The 17,791-nt window shown below is 58.6% G+C and carries 15 protein-coding genes, 1 tRNA gene and 1 other RNA gene; 14 read left to right on the top strand and 3 right to left on the bottom strand.

Annotated elements, in window-relative coordinates; translation table 11 throughout:
- The 3 genes from NTW95_04405 to NTW95_04415 all read right to left on the bottom strand — a co-directional run.
- The coding region (locus tag NTW95_04405; protein MCX6556662.1) for a metal ABC transporter permease at window positions 1–756 on the bottom strand (756 nt) is incomplete at its 3' end.
- Window positions 753–1,472 carry a metal ABC transporter ATP-binding protein gene (locus NTW95_04410; GenBank protein MCX6556663.1) on the bottom strand — a complete coding sequence of 240 codons (720 nt, stop codon included), beginning with the start codon at window positions 1,470–1,472 and terminating at the stop codon, window positions 753–755. The genes NTW95_04410 and NTW95_04405, both read right to left, overlap by 4 nt.
- A 6-nt stretch (window positions 1,473–1,478) precedes the next feature.
- The gene (locus NTW95_04415; protein ID MCX6556664.1) at window positions 1,479–2,393 is read right to left on the bottom strand and encodes a metal ABC transporter substrate-binding protein; all 915 of its coding nucleotides are present in this window, start codon (window positions 2,391–2,393) and stop codon (window positions 1,479–1,481) included.
- 65 nt (window positions 2,394–2,458) lie between these two features.
- On the opposite strand from NTW95_04415, the gene NTW95_04420 reads away from it, so the two are divergent.
- From NTW95_04420 to NTW95_04485, 14 genes are all read left to right on the top strand, one after another.
- Entirely contained in the window at window positions 2,459–3,709 is a 1,251-nt protein-coding gene (locus tag NTW95_04420; protein ID MCX6556665.1) for an MFS transporter, read from the top strand.
- A gap of 392 nt (window positions 3,710–4,101) precedes the next feature.
- On the top strand, window positions 4,102–4,632 hold the full coding sequence (locus tag NTW95_04425; GenBank protein ID MCX6556666.1) for a PH domain-containing protein: 531 nt from the start codon (window positions 4,102–4,104) through the stop codon (window positions 4,630–4,632).
- Between the two features lie 51 nt (window positions 4,633–4,683).
- Window positions 4,684–8,280, top strand: coding sequence for an alpha-amylase family glycosyl hydrolase (locus NTW95_04430; GenBank protein MCX6556667.1), 3,597 nt, complete (start codon window positions 4,684–4,686; stop codon window positions 8,278–8,280).
- Between the two features lie 77 nt (window positions 8,281–8,357).
- On the top strand, window positions 8,358–8,978 hold the full coding sequence (locus NTW95_04435; protein MCX6556668.1) for a TetR/AcrR family transcriptional regulator: 621 nt from the start codon (window positions 8,358–8,360) through the stop codon (window positions 8,976–8,978).
- The gene (locus NTW95_04440; GenBank protein MCX6556669.1) at window positions 8,975–11,812 is read left to right on the top strand and encodes an MMPL family transporter; all 2,838 of its coding nucleotides are present in this window, start codon (window positions 8,975–8,977) and stop codon (window positions 11,810–11,812) included. The genes NTW95_04435 and NTW95_04440 overlap by 4 nt, the downstream gene beginning before the upstream one ends.
- 12 nt (window positions 11,813–11,824) lie before the next feature.
- Window positions 11,825–12,589 carry an outer membrane lipoprotein-sorting protein gene (locus NTW95_04445; GenBank protein MCX6556670.1) on the top strand — a complete coding sequence of 255 codons (765 nt, stop codon included), beginning with the start codon at window positions 11,825–11,827 and terminating at the stop codon, window positions 12,587–12,589.
- Between the two features lie 19 nt (window positions 12,590–12,608).
- Complete coding sequence (locus tag NTW95_04450; GenBank protein ID MCX6556671.1) at window positions 12,609–14,015, top strand: hypothetical protein; 1,407 nt, start codon at window positions 12,609–12,611, stop codon at window positions 14,013–14,015.
- Between the two features lie 106 nt (window positions 14,016–14,121).
- Window positions 14,122–14,208, top strand: a tRNA-Ser gene (locus NTW95_04455).
- A gap of 50 nt (window positions 14,209–14,258) precedes the next feature.
- An RNA gene (ffs, locus tag NTW95_04460) (signal recognition particle sRNA small type) lies at window positions 14,259–14,357 on the top strand.
- Window positions 14,358–14,376: 19 nt separating this feature from the next.
- The gene (dnaX, locus tag NTW95_04465; protein ID MCX6556672.1) at window positions 14,377–15,960 is read left to right on the top strand and encodes a DNA polymerase III subunit gamma/tau; all 1,584 of its coding nucleotides are present in this window, start codon (window positions 14,377–14,379) and stop codon (window positions 15,958–15,960) included.
- Entirely contained in the window at window positions 15,953–16,273 is a 321-nt protein-coding gene (locus tag NTW95_04470; GenBank protein ID MCX6556673.1) for a YbaB/EbfC family nucleoid-associated protein, read from the top strand. The genes dnaX and NTW95_04470 overlap by 8 nt, the downstream gene beginning before the upstream one ends.
- 37 nt (window positions 16,274–16,310) lie before the next feature.
- Window positions 16,311–16,913: a recombination mediator RecR gene (gene recR / locus NTW95_04475; protein MCX6556674.1), complete on the top strand. Its 603-nt coding sequence runs from the start codon at window positions 16,311–16,313 to the stop codon at window positions 16,911–16,913.
- Between the two features lie 107 nt (window positions 16,914–17,020).
- Entirely contained in the window at window positions 17,021–17,509 is a 489-nt protein-coding gene (locus NTW95_04480) for a roadblock/LC7 domain-containing protein (protein MCX6556675.1), read from the top strand.
- A 3-nt stretch (window positions 17,510–17,512) separates the two neighbouring features.
- A partial coding sequence (locus NTW95_04485) for a gliding-motility protein MglA (protein MCX6556676.1) occupies window positions 17,513–17,791 on the top strand: 279 nt, incomplete at its 3' end.

Below are 17,791 nucleotides of genomic sequence, written 5' to 3' on the forward strand. Positions count from 1 at the left end.
GCCGGTCAGGACGATGACGGCGCCGCTGGGCAGGTTGAGGTAATAGGAGATGAGCAGCCCGCCGATCATGACCCCTTCGGCCGTCAGCACCGTCCACAGCACCAGCGAGCGGAACGAGCGGCTCAGCAGGCGGGCGCTGGAAACCGGGATGATCAGGATGGCGCTGACCAGGATGATGCCCAGAACGCGGATGCCCAGCACCAGGGCGGCGGCGAGCATGATGTAGAGCAGGAGCTGGTAGAGATCGGGATTCACGCCGGCCATGTAGGCCATTTCCCGGTCCAGGGCCAGCAGGGTCAGCTTGCGCTTCTGGGTCAGGATGAAGGCCATGATCAGCAGGGAAATAAGGACGATCAGAGCCATGTCCTGGCGGCGGATGGCCAGGATGTTGCCGAAAAGGTAGCCGATCAGTTCGGGTTGATAGCCGCGGCGTAAACTGATCAGGATGATGCCCAGGGCCATGCCCGAGGTGAACAGGATGCCGATGATCGAATCGCTGGCGAGGCTGCTTTTCTTTTCCAGCCAATAGATCAGGGCGGCCAGGAACATGCTGAAGATCAATGCCGACAGCAGGGGGCTGAAACGGGTCAGCAGGCCGATGGCCGCCCCGGCCAGCGCCGCGTGGGCGATGCCGTCGCTGAAAAACGCCATTTTCCGCAAGGTGACGAATATGCCCAGGTAAGCCAGGAGAACGCCCAGCACGATGCTGGCGATGAGGGCCCGTTGCATGAATGGCAATTGCAGCAGTTCGCTCATGACGGCGATCCGTGGTGGTCGTGGGTTTTCAAATCGGCACTGTCGCCGTACAGTTTTTTCAGCACCTCCTGGTTGAGGGCGGACTTGGTCTCGCCGTGCGAGATCAGGTCGCGATTCAAGCAGATGATGCGGTCGCTGAACTTGTAGACCATGCTGATTTCGTGGGAGACCATCAGGACGGTCACGCCGTGCTCGCGGTTCAGGCGCTGGATGGTCGAATAGAAGTCGGCCAGCCCTTCGATGTCGATGCCGCTGGTTGCCTCGTCCAGGAACAGGATCTTCGGCTGGTGCAGCATGGCGTGGGCGATCAGCACCCGCTGCAGCTGGCCGCCGGAGAGTTCGCCGACCAGCTTGTCCTTCAGCCCGGCCATGCCCGCTGCCGGCAGGACTCCGCCAAACGGCAGCTGGTCGGGCTTGCGGCAGGTGAGGCCGACGAATTCCTCAACCGTCAGTGGGAAGCTCTTTTCAAAGGCGAAATGCTGAGGGACGTAACCCAGCAGCGGCAGGACCTGCTGGACGTCCTTGGCGAATATTTTTATTTCACCATCATAGGGGATCAGCCCCAAAATGGCTTTCAGCAGGGTGGTTTTTCCCGAACCGTTGGGGCCGATGATGGCGATGATTTCCTCTTTTTCAATGGTGAAACTGACCTTTTCCAGGGCCGGCAAATTTCCGAAGCGCACCGACAAATTCTTGACTTCCAGGATCGGTTCCATCGGCCCTCACAAGCGGTCGGCGCTAAGCAGGCTTTCGACGTTGCGGCGCATCAGCCCGGTATAGGAATCGCCGGCAATGGCGCCGCCCAACGGATCGAGGCTGAGCAAGCGCAAGTCCAAATCTTCCAGCAGCGGCTCCAAGGTCGTGGTAGGCAGCTGCGGCTCGGAAAAGACAACTTTGATCTTGTCGGTCCGGGCCAGGGCGTATAGCTTCTGCAGGTCGCGCGGCGTCGGTTCGCGTCCCGGGGCAGGCTGAAAGACGGCGACGATTTCCAAGCCGTAGGCCGAGGCAAAATAGCGCCAGCCGTCATGGAAGACGATCAGCTTGCGGTTTTTCAGGGCGGCGCAGGTCCGTTTCAACTCGGCGTCCAGGCGCAGCAGCTCGTTCTGGTAGCGTCGGCTGTTCTCCCTGTACAAGGCCGCGCGGCCGGGGTCCAGGGCAACCAGTCTGGCGCAGATGCTCTGGGTCATGATGGCGCCGTTCTTGAGGTCGAGCCAGTAATGGGGGTCGAATAACGGGTGGGATGCGTCGCGGCGCTCATGCTCGTGGCCATCGGCTGGGAAAGACTTCAGCACGACGCGGCTCTGCAGGGAGACGATTTCCGCCCCGGGTACGCTTTCGGCGATCCCGTCGATCCAGTCGTCGATGATGCCGATCTTGAATATGAGGCGTGCCTTTTGCAGCTCCCTGATCTTGCCGGGGGTCAGGTCGAAGGTGTGGGGCGATGCGCCGGCGGGCAGGATCTGGATGACCCTGGCGTCGGGGCCGGCGACCTGGCGGACCATGTCGGCCAGGGGAAAAATGGTCGCCGCTAGGCGCAGCGGTTCCGGTGCAGGCGCTGCCGGCGAGGAACATAACGCCCGGTTCGCCAGGCAGCATGCCGACACCATAAAGATGATGATGGGCCAATTTTTTTTCATGTACGATTTATTGTACCAGAACCGCCGGTATATATGGAACCCTTGTCTGTGTTAAAATAAAAAAAATGGACAAAAAACAGGATAGACAAAAATTGCCGCGTAACGTCAAGGTTGTGGCGGTCACGAGTTTCCTGACCGACGTGTCGAGCGAAATGGTGATCAATACCCTGCCGCTTTTTCTGAAGAACGTGCTCGGAGTAAAAACGAGCATCATCGGCCTGATCGAAGGAGTAGCCGAGTCCGCATCCAGCTTCCTGCGGCTTTTTTCCGGGTGGTTTTCCGACTGGCTGCGGAAGAGAAAGTTGCTGGCTGTGCTCGGCTACGGGATCTCCGCCCTTTTCAAGCCGTTGTTCTATTTCGCCAATTCCTGGGGCGTGGTGGCCGCGGCCCGCTGGGGAGACCGCATCGGCAAGGGAGTGCGCACCGCACCGCGCGACGCCCTGGTCGCTGATTCCACCCCCGCCGACCAGCGCGGCTACGCTTTCGGCTTCCACCGCGCCGCCGATACGGCCGGGGCCTTCAGCGGACTGGTCATCGGTCTGGCCATTGTCTGGTTTTTTCAGAAGGGGAGCAGCGAGTTGCTGGCCGGCACGTTCCGCATCATCGTCCTGGCCAGTCTCCTGCCGGCTTTCGTCGCCGTCATCGTCCTTTGGTTGGGGGTGCGGGAGACCGCACCGGCCGGCGTGGTCGAGAGGCCCCGCTTCGGCTTCAAGTCCCTGGGCAAGGACTTTCGCTGGTTCATCGTCATTGTTGGAATTTTCGAGCTGGGCAATTCCTCGGACGCCTTCATCATTTTGCGTGCTCAGGAGCGCGGCCTTTCAATCATAGGCATATTTGCCATGCTGATCGCTTTCAATTTCGTCTATACCGTGATTTCGTTTTTTGCCGGGAAGCGTTCGGACCGGATAGGCCGACGCCGCGTGGTCATAGCCGGCTGGGCCATTTACGGCTTGGCTTACTTGGGAATGGCCTCGGCGCGCTCGGCACTTCATATCGTCATTTTGTATATTTTGTATGGCCTCTATTATGGCTTGAGCTACGGCACGGCCAAGGCGCTGGTTGCCGACCTGGTCCCGGCCGAGTCGCGGGGCATGGCCTACGGCACCTACAACGCCGTTCTCGGGCTGACCGACCTGCCCGCTTCGTTCATCGCCGGCATCCTATGGAGCGGGGTGGGCGTCTGGAAGGGATTCGGTCCCGCGGCGCCATTTTATTTCGGCGCTACTATGGCTTTCCTTGCCTTGTTGTTGTTTGTCTTCTGGAAGCCAGATCTTTCGCGGGACAGACAAACTTTATCCACCAAGATCGGTGGATAGTTTGTGCTGTCCCTCCGCCCCATTTTATTTCGGAGCGGCGATGGCTTTTCTGGCCCTGCTGTTGTTTTTCTTCTGGAAACCTGTTCCGGCCGCTATAAAAACTTGACTTGTTTGCCTGAGCTCTGTTCGAAACTCATCCCCCAACCCCCCGCGTTGCGGTGTGGCATCGCTTGATGCTTCGCAAAGACTCAGCATAGCGATGCGAACCTTCTCTTGCGAAGAGAAGGGGAGTAACAGCCTTGCCCCTCTCTTTTTGAAAGAGAGGGGTCGGGGGTGAGTTTTTTTAGATGCGGTTAAAAGTTTCTAACCCCTACATTATTTATTTCATTTCCCAAATGTGTTATCTTGATAAGCGTTTAATATTGTTGCAACTTAATCGCGGAGGTCAAGGCATGGAGGAAAAAACGGTTTGGTCGGGAACTTCTTCACAGCTGCTCAACCTGGGAGTATTCATAGTCAGCGGCATCATCTTCGCCCTGCTGCTGGTGCTCTTGATCCAGTTCTGGCAGCCGCTGGCGAAAATGGGGACAATGGCCCTGGCCCCGGCTTTCGTGATCCTACTTTCCCCCCTGGCCTTCGCCCTGGCCAGGATGCTGCTGATCAAGGCCGTCCGCTACGAGATCACCAGCGAACGGATAAAGATCACCACCGGGATATTCTCCAAGCAGACCAATACCATGGAGCTCTACCGCGTCAAGGATTACTCCCTGAAGGAGCCTTTCTTTTACCGTTTTTTACATATGGGCAACATTGTCATCATGACGTCCGACCATACCACGCCGCAGATCATCATGAGGGCCATCCGTTCGGCCAGGCAACTCATGGACGAGATCCGCACCCATGTGGAGATGCGCCGCGACATCAAAAAGGTCCGCGAAGTCGATTTCGACCCGGTGGGTAACTCGGGGGCCGGCCCTTCCTGATGGCCGTTTCGGGCGGCTGCCCGGCGCTTCATCCAGCCCATGGCCAGGTCAATGAACCGTGAATCCCGCCACCGGCTGCCTGCCGGTTTGCGCGTTAGCCTGCTGAAAATGCAGGGGTCGGCCGCCGCCGGCCGCGGCCCGGCGCGGGAATTCCATATTTCGCGCGCCTGCCGCAACCTGTACCATTTCAACCAGGCTTTCTTCACCCTGCACGGTAACGTCATTCTGCCCGATTTCACCGCCACGCGGATGTTTGCGCAGCGCTTGAATGAAAAAAGACTGGCCCTCCATGTTCCGGAAAAAGTAATTAAAGCCGGATCGTTGAACGCCATGGGGCTGATCGACGAGATCCTCCATTTCGTGGTCGGGCTTTACATCGAACAGGTCCAGCCGCAGGTTTTCAAGAAGGCGTTGCTGGAGATGGACAAGGAGGTCGGCAGCGCCGCGCTCAAAAAAACGCTGCTCCGTTTTTGCGAGGATTTCCCGGCCCTTCCCGTCTATTCGGAGCTTGTGCAGGCCCAGGAATACCTGCTGAGTACCAGCCACAGCACCGAGCACCGCGAGATCGTGCTCGAAGAGATGCTCCTGCTCTGGCTGGCGAACGTCAACCCGGCCTTCGCCCCGTTCCGGGAGTTGTTTGACGACAGCACCCTGAAAAGGGACACGGCCTATAACCATGTTCTTGCCATCCAGGACGAGTTCTTCCAGCGCCAGCCGCCCTTCGGCCCCGACAAGCAGAAGCTGGTCGACATGCTGAGCAGCCCGGCCCTGGCCTATCCCGATTCGCTTTCCGGGCAATTGCGCTACATGCAGGAAAAATGGGGGCTGCTGCTGGGCAAATTTTCGGCGCGTTTCCTGGCCAACCTCGATGTGATGCGCGAGGAGGAAAAGACCTTTCTCCCGGGGCCGGGCCCAGCCACGGTGTTCAGCGCCGGCGATCAGGGACCGGACCACGGGGAGAGCGAACGGTTTTCCGTTGACCGCGATTGGATGCCCAACCTGGTGCTGATGGCCAAGTCGGTTTATGTCTGGCTCGATCAGCTGGGCAAGAAGTACGGTCGGCCCATCACCAGTCTGGACGGGATCCCGGATGAAGAATTGGATACGCTCGCCCGCTGGGGCTTCAACGGCCTCTGGCTGATCGGCATCTGGGAGCGCAGCCCGGCCTCGCGCCGCATCAAGCAGAAATGTGGCAACCCCGAAGCCCTGGCCTCGGCCTACTCGCTCTTCCGCTACGAGGTCGCCGCCGACCTGGGGGGAGAGGCCGCCCTGCAGAACCTGAAAGCCCGGGCCGCGGCTAGGGGCATCCGGCTGGCGACCGACATGGTCCCCAACCACATGGGCATCGACTCGCCCTGGGTGTGCGAACATCCGGAGTGGTTTGTCTCCCTGGAACAAAGCCCTTTTCCGAGCTATTCCTTCAGCGGCGAGGACATTTCCAGCGACCCGCGCGTGGCCATATACCTTGAAGATCATTATTACGATCGCAGTGACGCGGCCGTGGTGTTCAAATGGGTCGAGCGCCGGAGCGGGACGGCGCACTACATTTACCACGGCAACGACGGGACGCGCATGCCCTGGAACGATACGGCGCAATTGAACTACCTGCACCACAAGGTGCGTGAAACGGTCATGCAGACCATACTGGCCGTGGCGCGAAAATTCCCCATCATCCGTTTCGATGCCGCCATGACCCTGACCCGGCGTCATTACCAGCGGCTCTGGTACCCGCTGCCCGGCAGCGGCGGCGACATTCCCTCCCGCTCGGGGCAGGGCATGACCCAGGAGCAGTTCGATCGCAGCATGCCGAACGAATTTTGGCGCGAGGTTGTCGACCGGGTGGCCCGCGAGGTCCCGGACACCCTGCTGCTGGCCGAAGCGTTCTGGCTGATGGAATCTTATTTCGTGCGCAGCCTCGGCATGCACCGGGTCTACAACAGTGCCTTCATGCACTTTCTCAAGGACGAGGACAACGGCAAGTTCCGCACGTCGTTGAAGAACGTTCTGGAATTCAACCCGGAGATACTCAAGCGTTTCGTCAATTTCATGAACAATCCCGACGAGGAAACGGCGCTGGCCCAGTTCGGAAACGGCGACAAGTATTTCGGGGCCTGCACCCTGCTGGCCACCCTGCCCGGGCTGCCCATGTTCGGCCATGGCCAGATCGAGGGTTTCGCCGAAAAGTACGGCATGGAGTATCGCAAAGCCTACCGCGACGAGCGCCCGAACCGGGATCTGATCCGCCGCCACGAGCAGCAGATTTTTCCCCTGCTGCAGAAAAGACCGCTGTTTTCCGGGATGAGCCATTTCCTGCTGTACGATTTTTTCACCGCCGGCGGCACGGTGGACGAAAACGTGATCGCGTTCTCCAATCGCCACCAGGGCGAGCGCGGCCTGGTCGTTTATCACAACTGCTTCGGGCAGACGGCCGGAACCATCCGCATGTCGGCGGCATTCGTCCAGGAAATGGAGAATTCCGGCAAACGCTCGCTGGTGCAGAAAAGCGTCGCCCAGGGGTTGAGTCTGCCGGAAGGACAGAACCAGTTCGTGGTTTTCCGCGACCTGGTCAGCCAGTTGAAGTACATCCGCAATTGCCGCCAACTGCATGCCGAGGGGTTGGCCCTCGAATTGCGCTCGTATCAAACCCATGTATTCGTCGATTTCAGGGAGATGGCCGACGATGCCGGCAACAACCTTGCCCGGCTGGCCGATTACCTGCAAGGGCGCGGCACCGACAGCCTGGAGAGGTCGGGCCGGGAAATGAACTTGCGGCCGTTCCATCAGGCCTGGCGCGAGCTATTTCATCCCGATTTCCTGTCCCGGCAAGAAGAGATTTTTAACGACCGTGCTGGAAGCATGCGGGAAAACGCATTGTGGCAGGAACTCGAGGAAAAAATAGGCCGATTGTCCTCGCTGGCCGGTGAAGTCGGCCGGGAAGGGAAAGGCGACCCCAAAGCGGCGGAAAAAATCCTTGAAGAGCTGCTGATATGGAGAGCGCTTCTGGGCGCTCAACCCGGCCGCCCGCAGCGTCGGGCGGGCACGGATGCGATGGCGGAGCAGTACCTGCAAGAGTATTTTCAGGCAAGGCCGGAAATGGAACGGCTTTTTGAGCTGGTGCTGCTATTGCGGGTCCTGACCGGCGTGGAAAGCGACCAGCCGGCGGATCGACGCGCCTTGGCAGGCGAATGGATGCTGGACAGGGTTTTGGACGATATCCTGCTCGGCTGGAATTTCTCGGCCAGCGCCGGCGAGAATGCGCGCTGGATGATCCGCATGGCCTACAGCTTTAAAAGCGCGATCGCCGCCTACGGCAACGATGTGCTGCGAGGCGGGGAGGGGATCGCCGCTGCCACCGGCAGGCTGATGGAAACTCTGGTCCGCGATGAAGACGTGCGCTGGTTGCTGCAGCTGCACCGCTACCAGAATGCAGAATACTTTAACCAGGAAGCGTTCGCCAATTTCAACTCCTGGCTGACGATGCTCATCATGTGGGACCTGAAGCGGAGCGGGAAGAATGTCAGCGCGGTCGGGAGCGATTCGGCGAGCGAAATAGTGAACGTCATGAATTTCCTGCCGGTCCTGGCCGCGAAGGCCGGCTACAGGCTGGAGCGCTTCTTGCTGCAATTGTTTTCCCTGGACAAGGAATAAAAAAAGATTCGGCTATTGACAACGGCAAAATCACAATTATAATAAAGGTGAGTGAATGTTCACTATTTGGAGTTTGCATGAAAAAAAGGTTTGACTCGTTCCTAGAAAAAAGAAAACTGGATATCGTCACCGCCGTCCTTAAACTGGTGGACCGCGTTGGCGTCGCCGGCGTGACCACCAAGCGCATCGCCCTTGAAGTCGGCGTCGTGGAGGGGGCACTCTACAAGCACTTCAATTCAAAAAACGAGATTTTTCACCGCTTGCTGGAAATCGCCGAAATGCAGGTCAATGACAAATTCAAGGAAATGGAAGCCCGAGCTCTCGGCCCGGAAGAAAAATTGCGCGAATGGTTTCATTTTGTCATTGCCTATCTTGAGGATTTCCCCGGCATCTACCGCATCCTATTCAGCGACGCTTTGTATAACGAGGACAAGGAGTTGTTCGAAAAGTTCAAATCGATCACCTGGAATCTCAAGGATCGACTGGAGGAGATGATTCGCGCCGGCAAGAAGCAAAAGATCTTCAAGCCAGACGTGAATAACGAGATTTCGGCCATCATCTATCTGGGCATGGTCCACACGTCGTTCACCTTGTGGAATGTGTTCGAAGAGCGCACGCAAAGCCTGCATGATATATCCAAGCCTTTATTCGCGGAGTTCATGAAATCATTGTTGCTGGAGAAGGAGGTTGTCCAATGATCGAACGTTGGTCGCGCTGGGTGGTGTGCCACCGCGCCTGGGTGATCGGGCTCAGCATCGTCCTGACCGTGGTGGCGCTGGGGGGCATGCGCCGGCTGTATTTCTCGAACCGGCTGATGGACTGGCTGCCCAAGGACGATCCGCAGATCGCCCGCCATATCGAGGTTTCGGAGAAATTCTCGGTCAACAACATGGTCCTCATCCTGGTCAAGCCGAACAACGGGGTCTTCCGGGCCGGTTTCCTGCAGAAGGTGAAGGACCTGACCGAACGGCTGAAGGAGACCCCGGGCATCGCCATGGTGACCTCGATGGGCAACGCCGCCGACATCCGCAAGATCCCCGGCGGCATCGAGGTGGCCAACCTGCTGGATCGGATCCCGGACACCTCTCAAAAAATGAACGAACTGCGCCATAAGGTCCTGAGCAAGGACATTTTTCGCAACCGGGTCGTCTCGGGGGACGGGAAGTGGCTGGCCCTTTCGGCCTACATCGCCTCCGACAGCGACCAGATCAAGGTGGTTGCCGACACCGTCATTCCCGAGAGCAGGAAGGCTTTCGCCGGCGAAGGCGAGTGCTTCTTCACCGGCATGCCGGCCGAAACCTATTTCATCAACCAGTTCGTCGGCCGCGACCTGGCCACTCTGGTGCCGGTCGCCCTGCTCCTGATCCTGGGCATCCTCTTCTTCAGCTTCCGCTCCTGGCAGGGGGTCGTTTTCCCGATGCTGGTTGTCGTCGTCTCGACAATCTGGCTCTTCGGGTTGATCGGCTTCCTGGGCAGCCCGCTGACCATCGTCTCGCCAGTGGTGCCGGTGGTGATCATCGCCCTGGGTTCGGCCTACGGCATCCACGTGCTCAACCGGCTGATCATCCAGGTGGGCGACGGCCAGCCGAACAAAAATGAGAGCATCATTCTGGGCACGCGCATCATCTTCGTGCCGCTGTTTTTGGCCGGCGTCACCGACATCATCGGTTTTTTGACCTTCAATGGCGCACGCTTGGGCTTGATCGCCGAATTCGGCCTGTTCACCGCGATCGGGCTGCTCATGGCCATGGTCGTCGCCCTGGCGCTGGTGCCGGCCCTGGCCACCTTCACCAATTTCAGCCGCATGCAGCGCGAGCGCGAGGAACACAGCTTGGTCAAGGTCCTCTCTCGTTGGGGCGATTATGTCATCCACCACCGCCGCTTGCTGCTGTGGGCCTGCCTGGCGGCGACCGTCGGCTTCGCCTTCGCCCTGACCCTGCTTAAGCAGGAGGTGTCGTTCGCCAAGTTCTATCCCTCCTCCTCGCTGCCGCGCCGTTCACTGGAGGCGGCCAACGCCCATTTCGACGGCGCTTACCCGCTGTCCATTTCCATGACGACCGACCGGGTTCGCTCGCCGGAAAACCTCAGGGTATTGCGCCGTTTGCAGAATTTCATGTACTCCCTGCCCGGGACCAGCCAGCCGTTCGCCATCACCGATTTCATCCAGGAGATGAACTGGCAGCTGAACGACCGCTACGCCATCCCGGACCGCAGCAACGCCGTGGGCAATTTGTGGTTCTTCGTCGAAGGCCGCGACGAGTTGAACCAGCTCCTGAGCGCCGACGACCGCGAGGCGGTGATCTTCGCCAAGATGTCCAACCCGTTCACCGCCTTCAACAAGGAGCTGTACCGGAAAACCAAGAATTTCCTCGACCATGAATTGCAAAATGGATACGTCAGCTACGAACGGCGCGCCCTGGCGCCCGAGCAGCAAAAGGAATTGCACGCCGCCCAGGCCGCCTGCTTAAGCCAGGAGCTCGCCTGGCTGGCGCAGCGCTATGTCCCCGGCCATGCCGGCCGCGCTGCGATCGAAAGTGTCCTGGCGCGCGACGATGAATGGCGGGAACTGCCGTTCGCGGCTATCCGCGAGGCCTCTCGCGCCGTGCTTTGGGATTATATTGACGCTCACGATTTCGAATTCGAGCTTTCACCCGTCCAGAAGCAGCGCTTCATGGCCGCACTCATGGCCGCGCTTGAGACTGGCCCCGGCAAGGAGAAGCTGCTGGAGCTCATGCCGGGATGGCTGCCAGGCGGCATCTATGACGCCCAGGTCGCCGACGATCTGGCCGAGACTGTGCTTTACAAAGTAGATGAGGTTGGCCAGATGCAGCGGGTGGATACGTTGTGGCAAAACCTGGCGCCGCTGTTCGCCACCTCCGACCCCAACTTCGAGAAGAAGGCGCGGTCGATCCTTTATGATTTGGTTGGCGGCCTCGTTGTCCTGCCCAGCGGGTTGTCTTCTCTGCCAGGGACGAAAGTGCCGGTCCGGCGCCTCGACCAGACCGGCTACCCGCTGCTGCTGAGCAAGATGGACCATTTCCTTTTCACTTCGCTGCTGCAGTCGATCCTGCTGTGCTATATCCTCACCCTGGTGCTGATGACGCTCATGCGCCGCAGCTTGCCGCTGGGAATCATCTCCACCCTGCCCGTCATCTTCACCAGCGTGGTGATGTTCGGGCTGCTGGCGCTCATCGGCGTTCCCCTGGACTACGCCACCATGATGATCGGCGGCGTCTCCATCGGTGTGGGCATCGACTACGCCATCCATTTCATCCACGGCTACATCGGTGAGCGCGACGCCGGCTATCCGGCCGACGAGGCGATCCGCCGCGCTTTCCTGGACAAGGGCAAGGCCATCCTGACCAACGCCCTGTCGGTCATGGCCGGTTTCGCCGTGCTGCTTCTCTCCTCGCTGATTCCCTTGCGCAACTTCGCCTGGGCCATGGTCTGCTCGATGTTCCTGGCCGCGTTGGCGGCGCTGACGCTGCTCCCGGCCTCCCTGCTGTATTTCAACCCGAAAATTAAAAAATAAACGGAGGAAACCATGAAAAATTTCAAAAAGATCATCTGGCTTCTTGTCCCCGCCCTGCTTCTGGCAGTTCTTCTTCCTGCTGCAGACGCAGCGGCGGTGCTGAAAGCCATGGAGGAAAATACCAGAGGCGTCAACGCCCCGCGCGACCTGGAGTCTGACATGGTCATGACCATCCAGGAAGGGAACAGCGTCCGCGTGCGCGAGATCCGCGCCTGGACCCGCACCGTCGTCGGCAAGGATGACCTGCGCGTGCTCAAGTTCCTCAGTCCGGCCGACGTCAAGGACATCGGCTTCCTGGTGCTGGATGAGGATTCCATGTACATTTATCTCCCCGAGTTCCACCGCACCCGGCGCATTGCCTCGTCGAACAAGAAGGATCCCTTCATGGGTTCCGACTTTTCCTACGAGGACATGGGAACGTCGGCCCTTAGCAAATACTATGACCCGAAAATGCTCAAGGAGAGCGAAACGGAGTGGCAGTTGGAGCTGCTGCGCAAAGCGGACGCCGACAAGCCGTACGCGCGCATCGTCCTGACCGTCAGCAAGGCCAGCACCATGCCCGCGCGCATGGAGCTGTACGACGCAGCGGGGAGCCTGGGCAAGGTGGCCGAGGAGACCTCGCAAGCAGTGGGGAAGTATCGGGTCATGGCGAGCATCAAGATGACCAACGTCAAAAAAAAGACGTCGACAGTTCTGGAAATGAAGAACATCAAGGCCGACCAGGGGCTCAATAGCGAGATCTTTTCCGAGCGCTTCCTTAAAAAAAGGGGGAGCTGAGCGAAAGGAGGGTATCCGTATGAAACGCATCACCTATGTTCTGTCTGGGCTGTTGCTGGCCGCCGCGCTGCTGCCGGCAACGGCCAAGATCGATTTTTCGGGGCGGGTCAAGCTCTTCGCCTCGGCATTCCTGGATGACAACCCCAAGGGGCAATTCTTCAGTCACGGGGCCCTTGATTTCGCCAGCAAGCGCCTGGAGCTGCGGTTGAAGTTCGCCGGCGACCTCTCCGATCGCGTCTCATACCAGGCGCGTTTCGACGCCTACGCCTATCCTGGTGACCTGCTCAGCGGCGGCAACTTTCCCGAGGCCGGCATCCTGGGCTCGGCACTGAGCAGCGAGTATTTCGAGCTGAACCTCTACGAGGCAAGCGTCAAGGTGGTCGATTTCCTCCTGCCGCACCTCGACCTGACCTTCGGCAAGCAGCGCATCCAATGGGGAACGGCCGACAAGATGAACGTGGTCGACAACCTGAACCCGGTCGATTTCGCCAATTTTTTCACCTTTGACCCCGATTATTTCGCCGAGCGCCGGCCGCAGACGGCGGTGAACCTGGAATACTACCTGGGCAACAACGGCAAGCTCCAGCTGGTCTGGCTGTTGCAGAACCCGCTCTCGCCGTTCCCATTCGGCTACGGGACCACACTGGCCAAGCTGAGCGGCCTGGAGAACATCAGCGCGCAGAAATACTGGGGGCAAGGACTGGAGCAGACCGCCTTCGGTGTGCGGCTGTCCAGGACGGTCTGGAACATCGATTTCGCCCTCTCTTTTTATAACGGCAATTCCTCCCTGCCGGTGCTCAAGGGGCTCGATCTTTGCCCGCCGGCGACGGGCACCTTCTACTACCCCCGTTTGCAGGTGGCCGGGTTCGACTGCGCCGGCGAGTTCAAGGGGATCGGCTTCTGGGGCGAGGCGGCGCTGGTCGCGCCGGAGAACGTCACCGGCAGCTTGCGCGTCCCGCTGGTCATTGCCGGGCAGCCCGTCGTCATCGAGAACAGCTTCCGGTTGCTTGAAAAGAATTATTGGAAGTACGTGATGGGACTGGACTACAATTTCGGCGGCGGCTTCTACGCCAACCTGCAGTTTTTGCACGGCTTCTTCGACGAGTTCGCCTTCAGCGCCGATGCCGAAAAGTATCTCGGGCTGGGGCAGGGGAGGTTTTTCGGCGCGCTGGCCGACTACCTGTTCGGACGCCTGGAATACAAATCGGGGAATGAAAAGCTCAAGCTGAAGGCCAGCGGCCTATTGGAGATGAACGCGGCCGGGACGGCCTTCGCGCTGCTCCCGGAGGCGGAGTTCCGCATCGCCGACGCCGTGGTCGCGCAGTTGGGCGGATTCTGGCTGCTCGCCGGTGACGCGGCCGAAACCAAGTTCGGGATGTTCAAGAGCGATTCCCTGGTTTTCCTCGGCATGAAGATCGATTTTTAGTTTTTTCCCCTCCCGAGGACGGGCGGTCACGACATGTTGCTGGCTGCGATAGTTCGGTTTGGCTCTTGCTTTTTGGGCAAAACAATTATAAAATGGATTTTCGATTGGAGAGGTGTCCGAGCGGTTTAAGGAGCACGCTTGGAAAGCGTGTGTACTGGAAACGGTACCGTGGGTTCGAATCCCACCCTCTCCGTTGATGCCTGTCCCACGGGGCCACAAAGCCCCGTTAAAAGCGGAAAAAAGGCTCAGGAGCCTGGCGGTGCGAACCTATGAACCTTGTCAGGACCGAAAGGTAGCAGCAATAAGTAGAATGTCGCAGGTGTCCGGGATTTCCTGAGCCTTTGATGAATGGAATAAAACCATGTACCTCGCATTAGCCAGGAAATACCGGCCGCAAAAATTCGCCGACCTGATCGGCCAAGCCAGCATCTGCAAGACCCTGCAGAACGCCATCACCATCAACAAGGTCTACCAGGCGCTGATCTTTTCCGGCATGAAGGGCGTCGGCAAGACGTCGACGGCCCGCATCCTGGCCAAGGCGCTGAACTGCGAGCACGGACCGGCCAGCGAACCCTGCAACCAGTGCCGGACCTGCGCCGAGATCACCGACGGCAACTCCACCGATTATATGGAGATCGACGGCGCCTCCAACAACGGGGTCAACGAGGTGCGCAGCCTGCGCGAGACGGTCAAGTACAAGCCCCTGAAGAACCGCTTCCGTATCGTGGTCATCGACGAGGTGCACATGCTCTCCAACGCGGCCTGGAACGCTCTGCTCAAGACCATCGAAGAGCCGCCCGAGCACACCATCTTCATCATGGCCACGACCGACTTTCACAAGATCCCGGCCACCATCGTCTCGCGCTGCCAGCATTTCGAGTTCAAGCGCATCCCCTTCGAGGTCATCAAGGGGGTGCTCAAGGGCATCTGCCAGAAGGAAGCGATCAAGATATCCGATTACGCCCTTTATCTGATCTCGCGATCGGCCGAGGGCAGCCTGCGTGACGCCAAAAAGATCCTCGACCAGGCGATTGCCATTTCCAGCGGCGATGTCAAGGACGACGATGTGGTGGCCATCCTGGGCATCATCGACGAGCAAACTTTCATCACCCTGACCCGGCACGTTTTTTCCCGGGACCGCAAGGGGATCATCGAGCGTATCAACGAATTGATCGAGCGCGGCACCGACCTGCGCTTCTTCTACGGCGAATACCTGCGTTTTATCCGCGACCTGATCGTGATCAAATCGATCCCCGAGGCGGAACGGCTGCACAACCTGAATCCGGAAAACGTCAGTGAGATCAAGGAGATCATCAAGCAGGTCAACGAGGTGGAATTGCTGCGTTTCTTCAACGCCGTCAAGGAATTGGAACAGACCATGCGCTACACGGAGAATCCCTCCATCATCCTGGAGTACATGTTCCTGAAGCTGAGCTATTTCTCGGCCCTGGTCAATATCGAAGAATATCTGGCTAAGATCAAGGAGGGGCGGCCCAGCCCAGCGGCCGTCGACGCTGCCCCTCCGGCCCAGGCGGCACCGGCCGGCGAGCCGGTGGCAGGCGCAGCGGCGGCCGCCGTGACGGGCGGAGACCTGATCATCGCCCTGAAAGCGCGCATCGAAGCGGAAAAACCCCGCCTGGCCTCGGTTTTGAGCGCTTCGGCGCTGCAGTTGCAGAATGACGTGCTGCTGATCCAGGTGGCGGCCAATCTTGAAAATGCCTGGAAAATGATGAAAGAAAACAAGGCTTATCTGCAGCAACTGGCCGGGCAGCTGGCCGGGAAGCCGATGGGGGTGGAAATTTGCCTCCAGGAGCTCAAATCTGATAAGAGCGAGAGCACGCTCGTCCAGGAATTGAAAAACGACAAAAAAATAAAAAGCCTCAAGGACAAGATCAAGGGCAACGTGATTTCCGTTGAGAGCATCAAGGGAGGCAGTGATGCCTAAGATTCCCAACATCAACCAGATGCTGAGCATGGCCCAGAACATGGCCAAGCAAATGGAGGAACAGATGGACGCCGTGGCCGTCGAGGGAAGCTCCGGCGGCGGCATGGTAAGCGTCAAAATGGACGGACACAAGCGGGTGCAGTCCCTGCGCATCGCCCCGGAGGCGGTCGATCGTGCCGACATCGACATGCTGCAGGACCTGATCGTGGCGGCCATCAACGATGCGCAAGGCCAGGTCGAGGAAAAGCTGAAGAGCGGCCTGGGCGGAATGGGCGGCGGCCTGCCCGGCGGTTTCCCCTTCGGCGCCCTGTGAACGCCGCCGTCGCTCGCTGACGCGCATGGGTTGAACCATGATCGCTTACACCCCGCCGCTGGCGCAACTGATCGAAGAGCTGAAAAAAATTCCCGGCATCGGCCGCAAAACGGCCCAGCGCATCGCTTTTCATCTTTTCCGCACCGACAGGAAAAATGCCCTGGCCCTGGCCGAGGCCATCGTCCAGGCCCGTGAAAAAATCGTTTATTGCTCCATCTGCAACAATATCAGCGCCGTCAATCCCTGCGAAATCTGTTCCAACCCCGACCGCGACAAGGAAACAATCTGCGTGGTCGAGGAGCCCTTCAATATCTATTCCATCGAGAAGACCGGCTTGTTTCACGGCTACTATCATGTATTGCTTGGCAACCTGTCGCCGATCCGGGGCATCGGCCCCGACGAGTTACGGATTGCCGGCCTGCTCGACCGTATCGGCAAGGGCGCTTTTCGCGAGGTCATCCTCGCCACCAGCCCGACCACCGAGGGCAGCGCCACGGCCCATTATTTGACAGAAATTCTCCGCCAGTATAAAATTACGATTTCACGGATCGCCTTGGGTTTGCCCGTGGGGGCGGACCTCGATTATGCCGACGAAGTGACGATTGCCAAGGCCATTGAAGGCCGGCTGCCAGTCAAGTAGGAGGTAAGGTGAACGGATGTCGATGGTATTTGCCGAATGCCGGTGGTATAATCGGAGGAATGAAGAAACATGCCGTTTGGTCAGGGAGTCATAAGGGAAAATAAAAAATGCAAGAAAACTTTATTATTTACAATGAGGAATATACATTAATCAAAGAGATCCTGCAGAAACTGAAGATAAATACCAGCGCCAAAGTCGTTTTCATCACCGATTCGGAGGGCCATTGCATCGCCTCGACCGGGGAAATGGACGATATCAACCTGAATTCCATCTCCTCGCTGATCGCCGGCAGCGTCGCCGCCATCAACAGCATCGCCCAGATGCTGAAAATCGACAGCTTCTCGACGGTGCTCAACGAATCGAGCAAGCAGAGCCTGAACATCGCCCTGATCAACGACCGCACCATGCTGGTGGTCATTTTCGATAACACCTCCAACCTGGGATTGGTGCGTTTCCGCGTCCGCAGCGCCCTGGAGCAATTGACCAAGGTGTTCCAGATCATCTACAAGAAACTGAAAGCCAGCGACAAGATGCCTGGCGGATCTCCCTTTGAAGGGGTCTCCGACGAAGATATCGACCGCATTTTTGGAGATTGAAAATTGTCCTTTCTAAATTACTCAACCAGGGAAATCAACTTTAAAATTGTCTATTACGGTCCCGGGTTAAGCGGCAAGACGACGAATATCAAATATATCTACGAAAAGGTCCGCAGCGACAACAAGGGCAAGCTGGTCAGCCTGGCCACGGAGACCGAGCGGACGCTCTTCTTCGATTTCTTTCCCCTCGACCTGGGTATGATCAAGGACTACAAGGTCCGTTTTCACCTGTACACCGTCCCCGGCCAGATCTATTACAGCGCCTCGCGCAAGCTGATCCTG

The sequence above is a fragment of the Candidatus Aminicenantes bacterium genome, from assembly GCA_026393795.1.
In the GTDB taxonomy this organism is placed as follows: domain Bacteria; phylum Acidobacteriota; class Aminicenantia; order UBA2199; family UBA2199; genus UBA2199.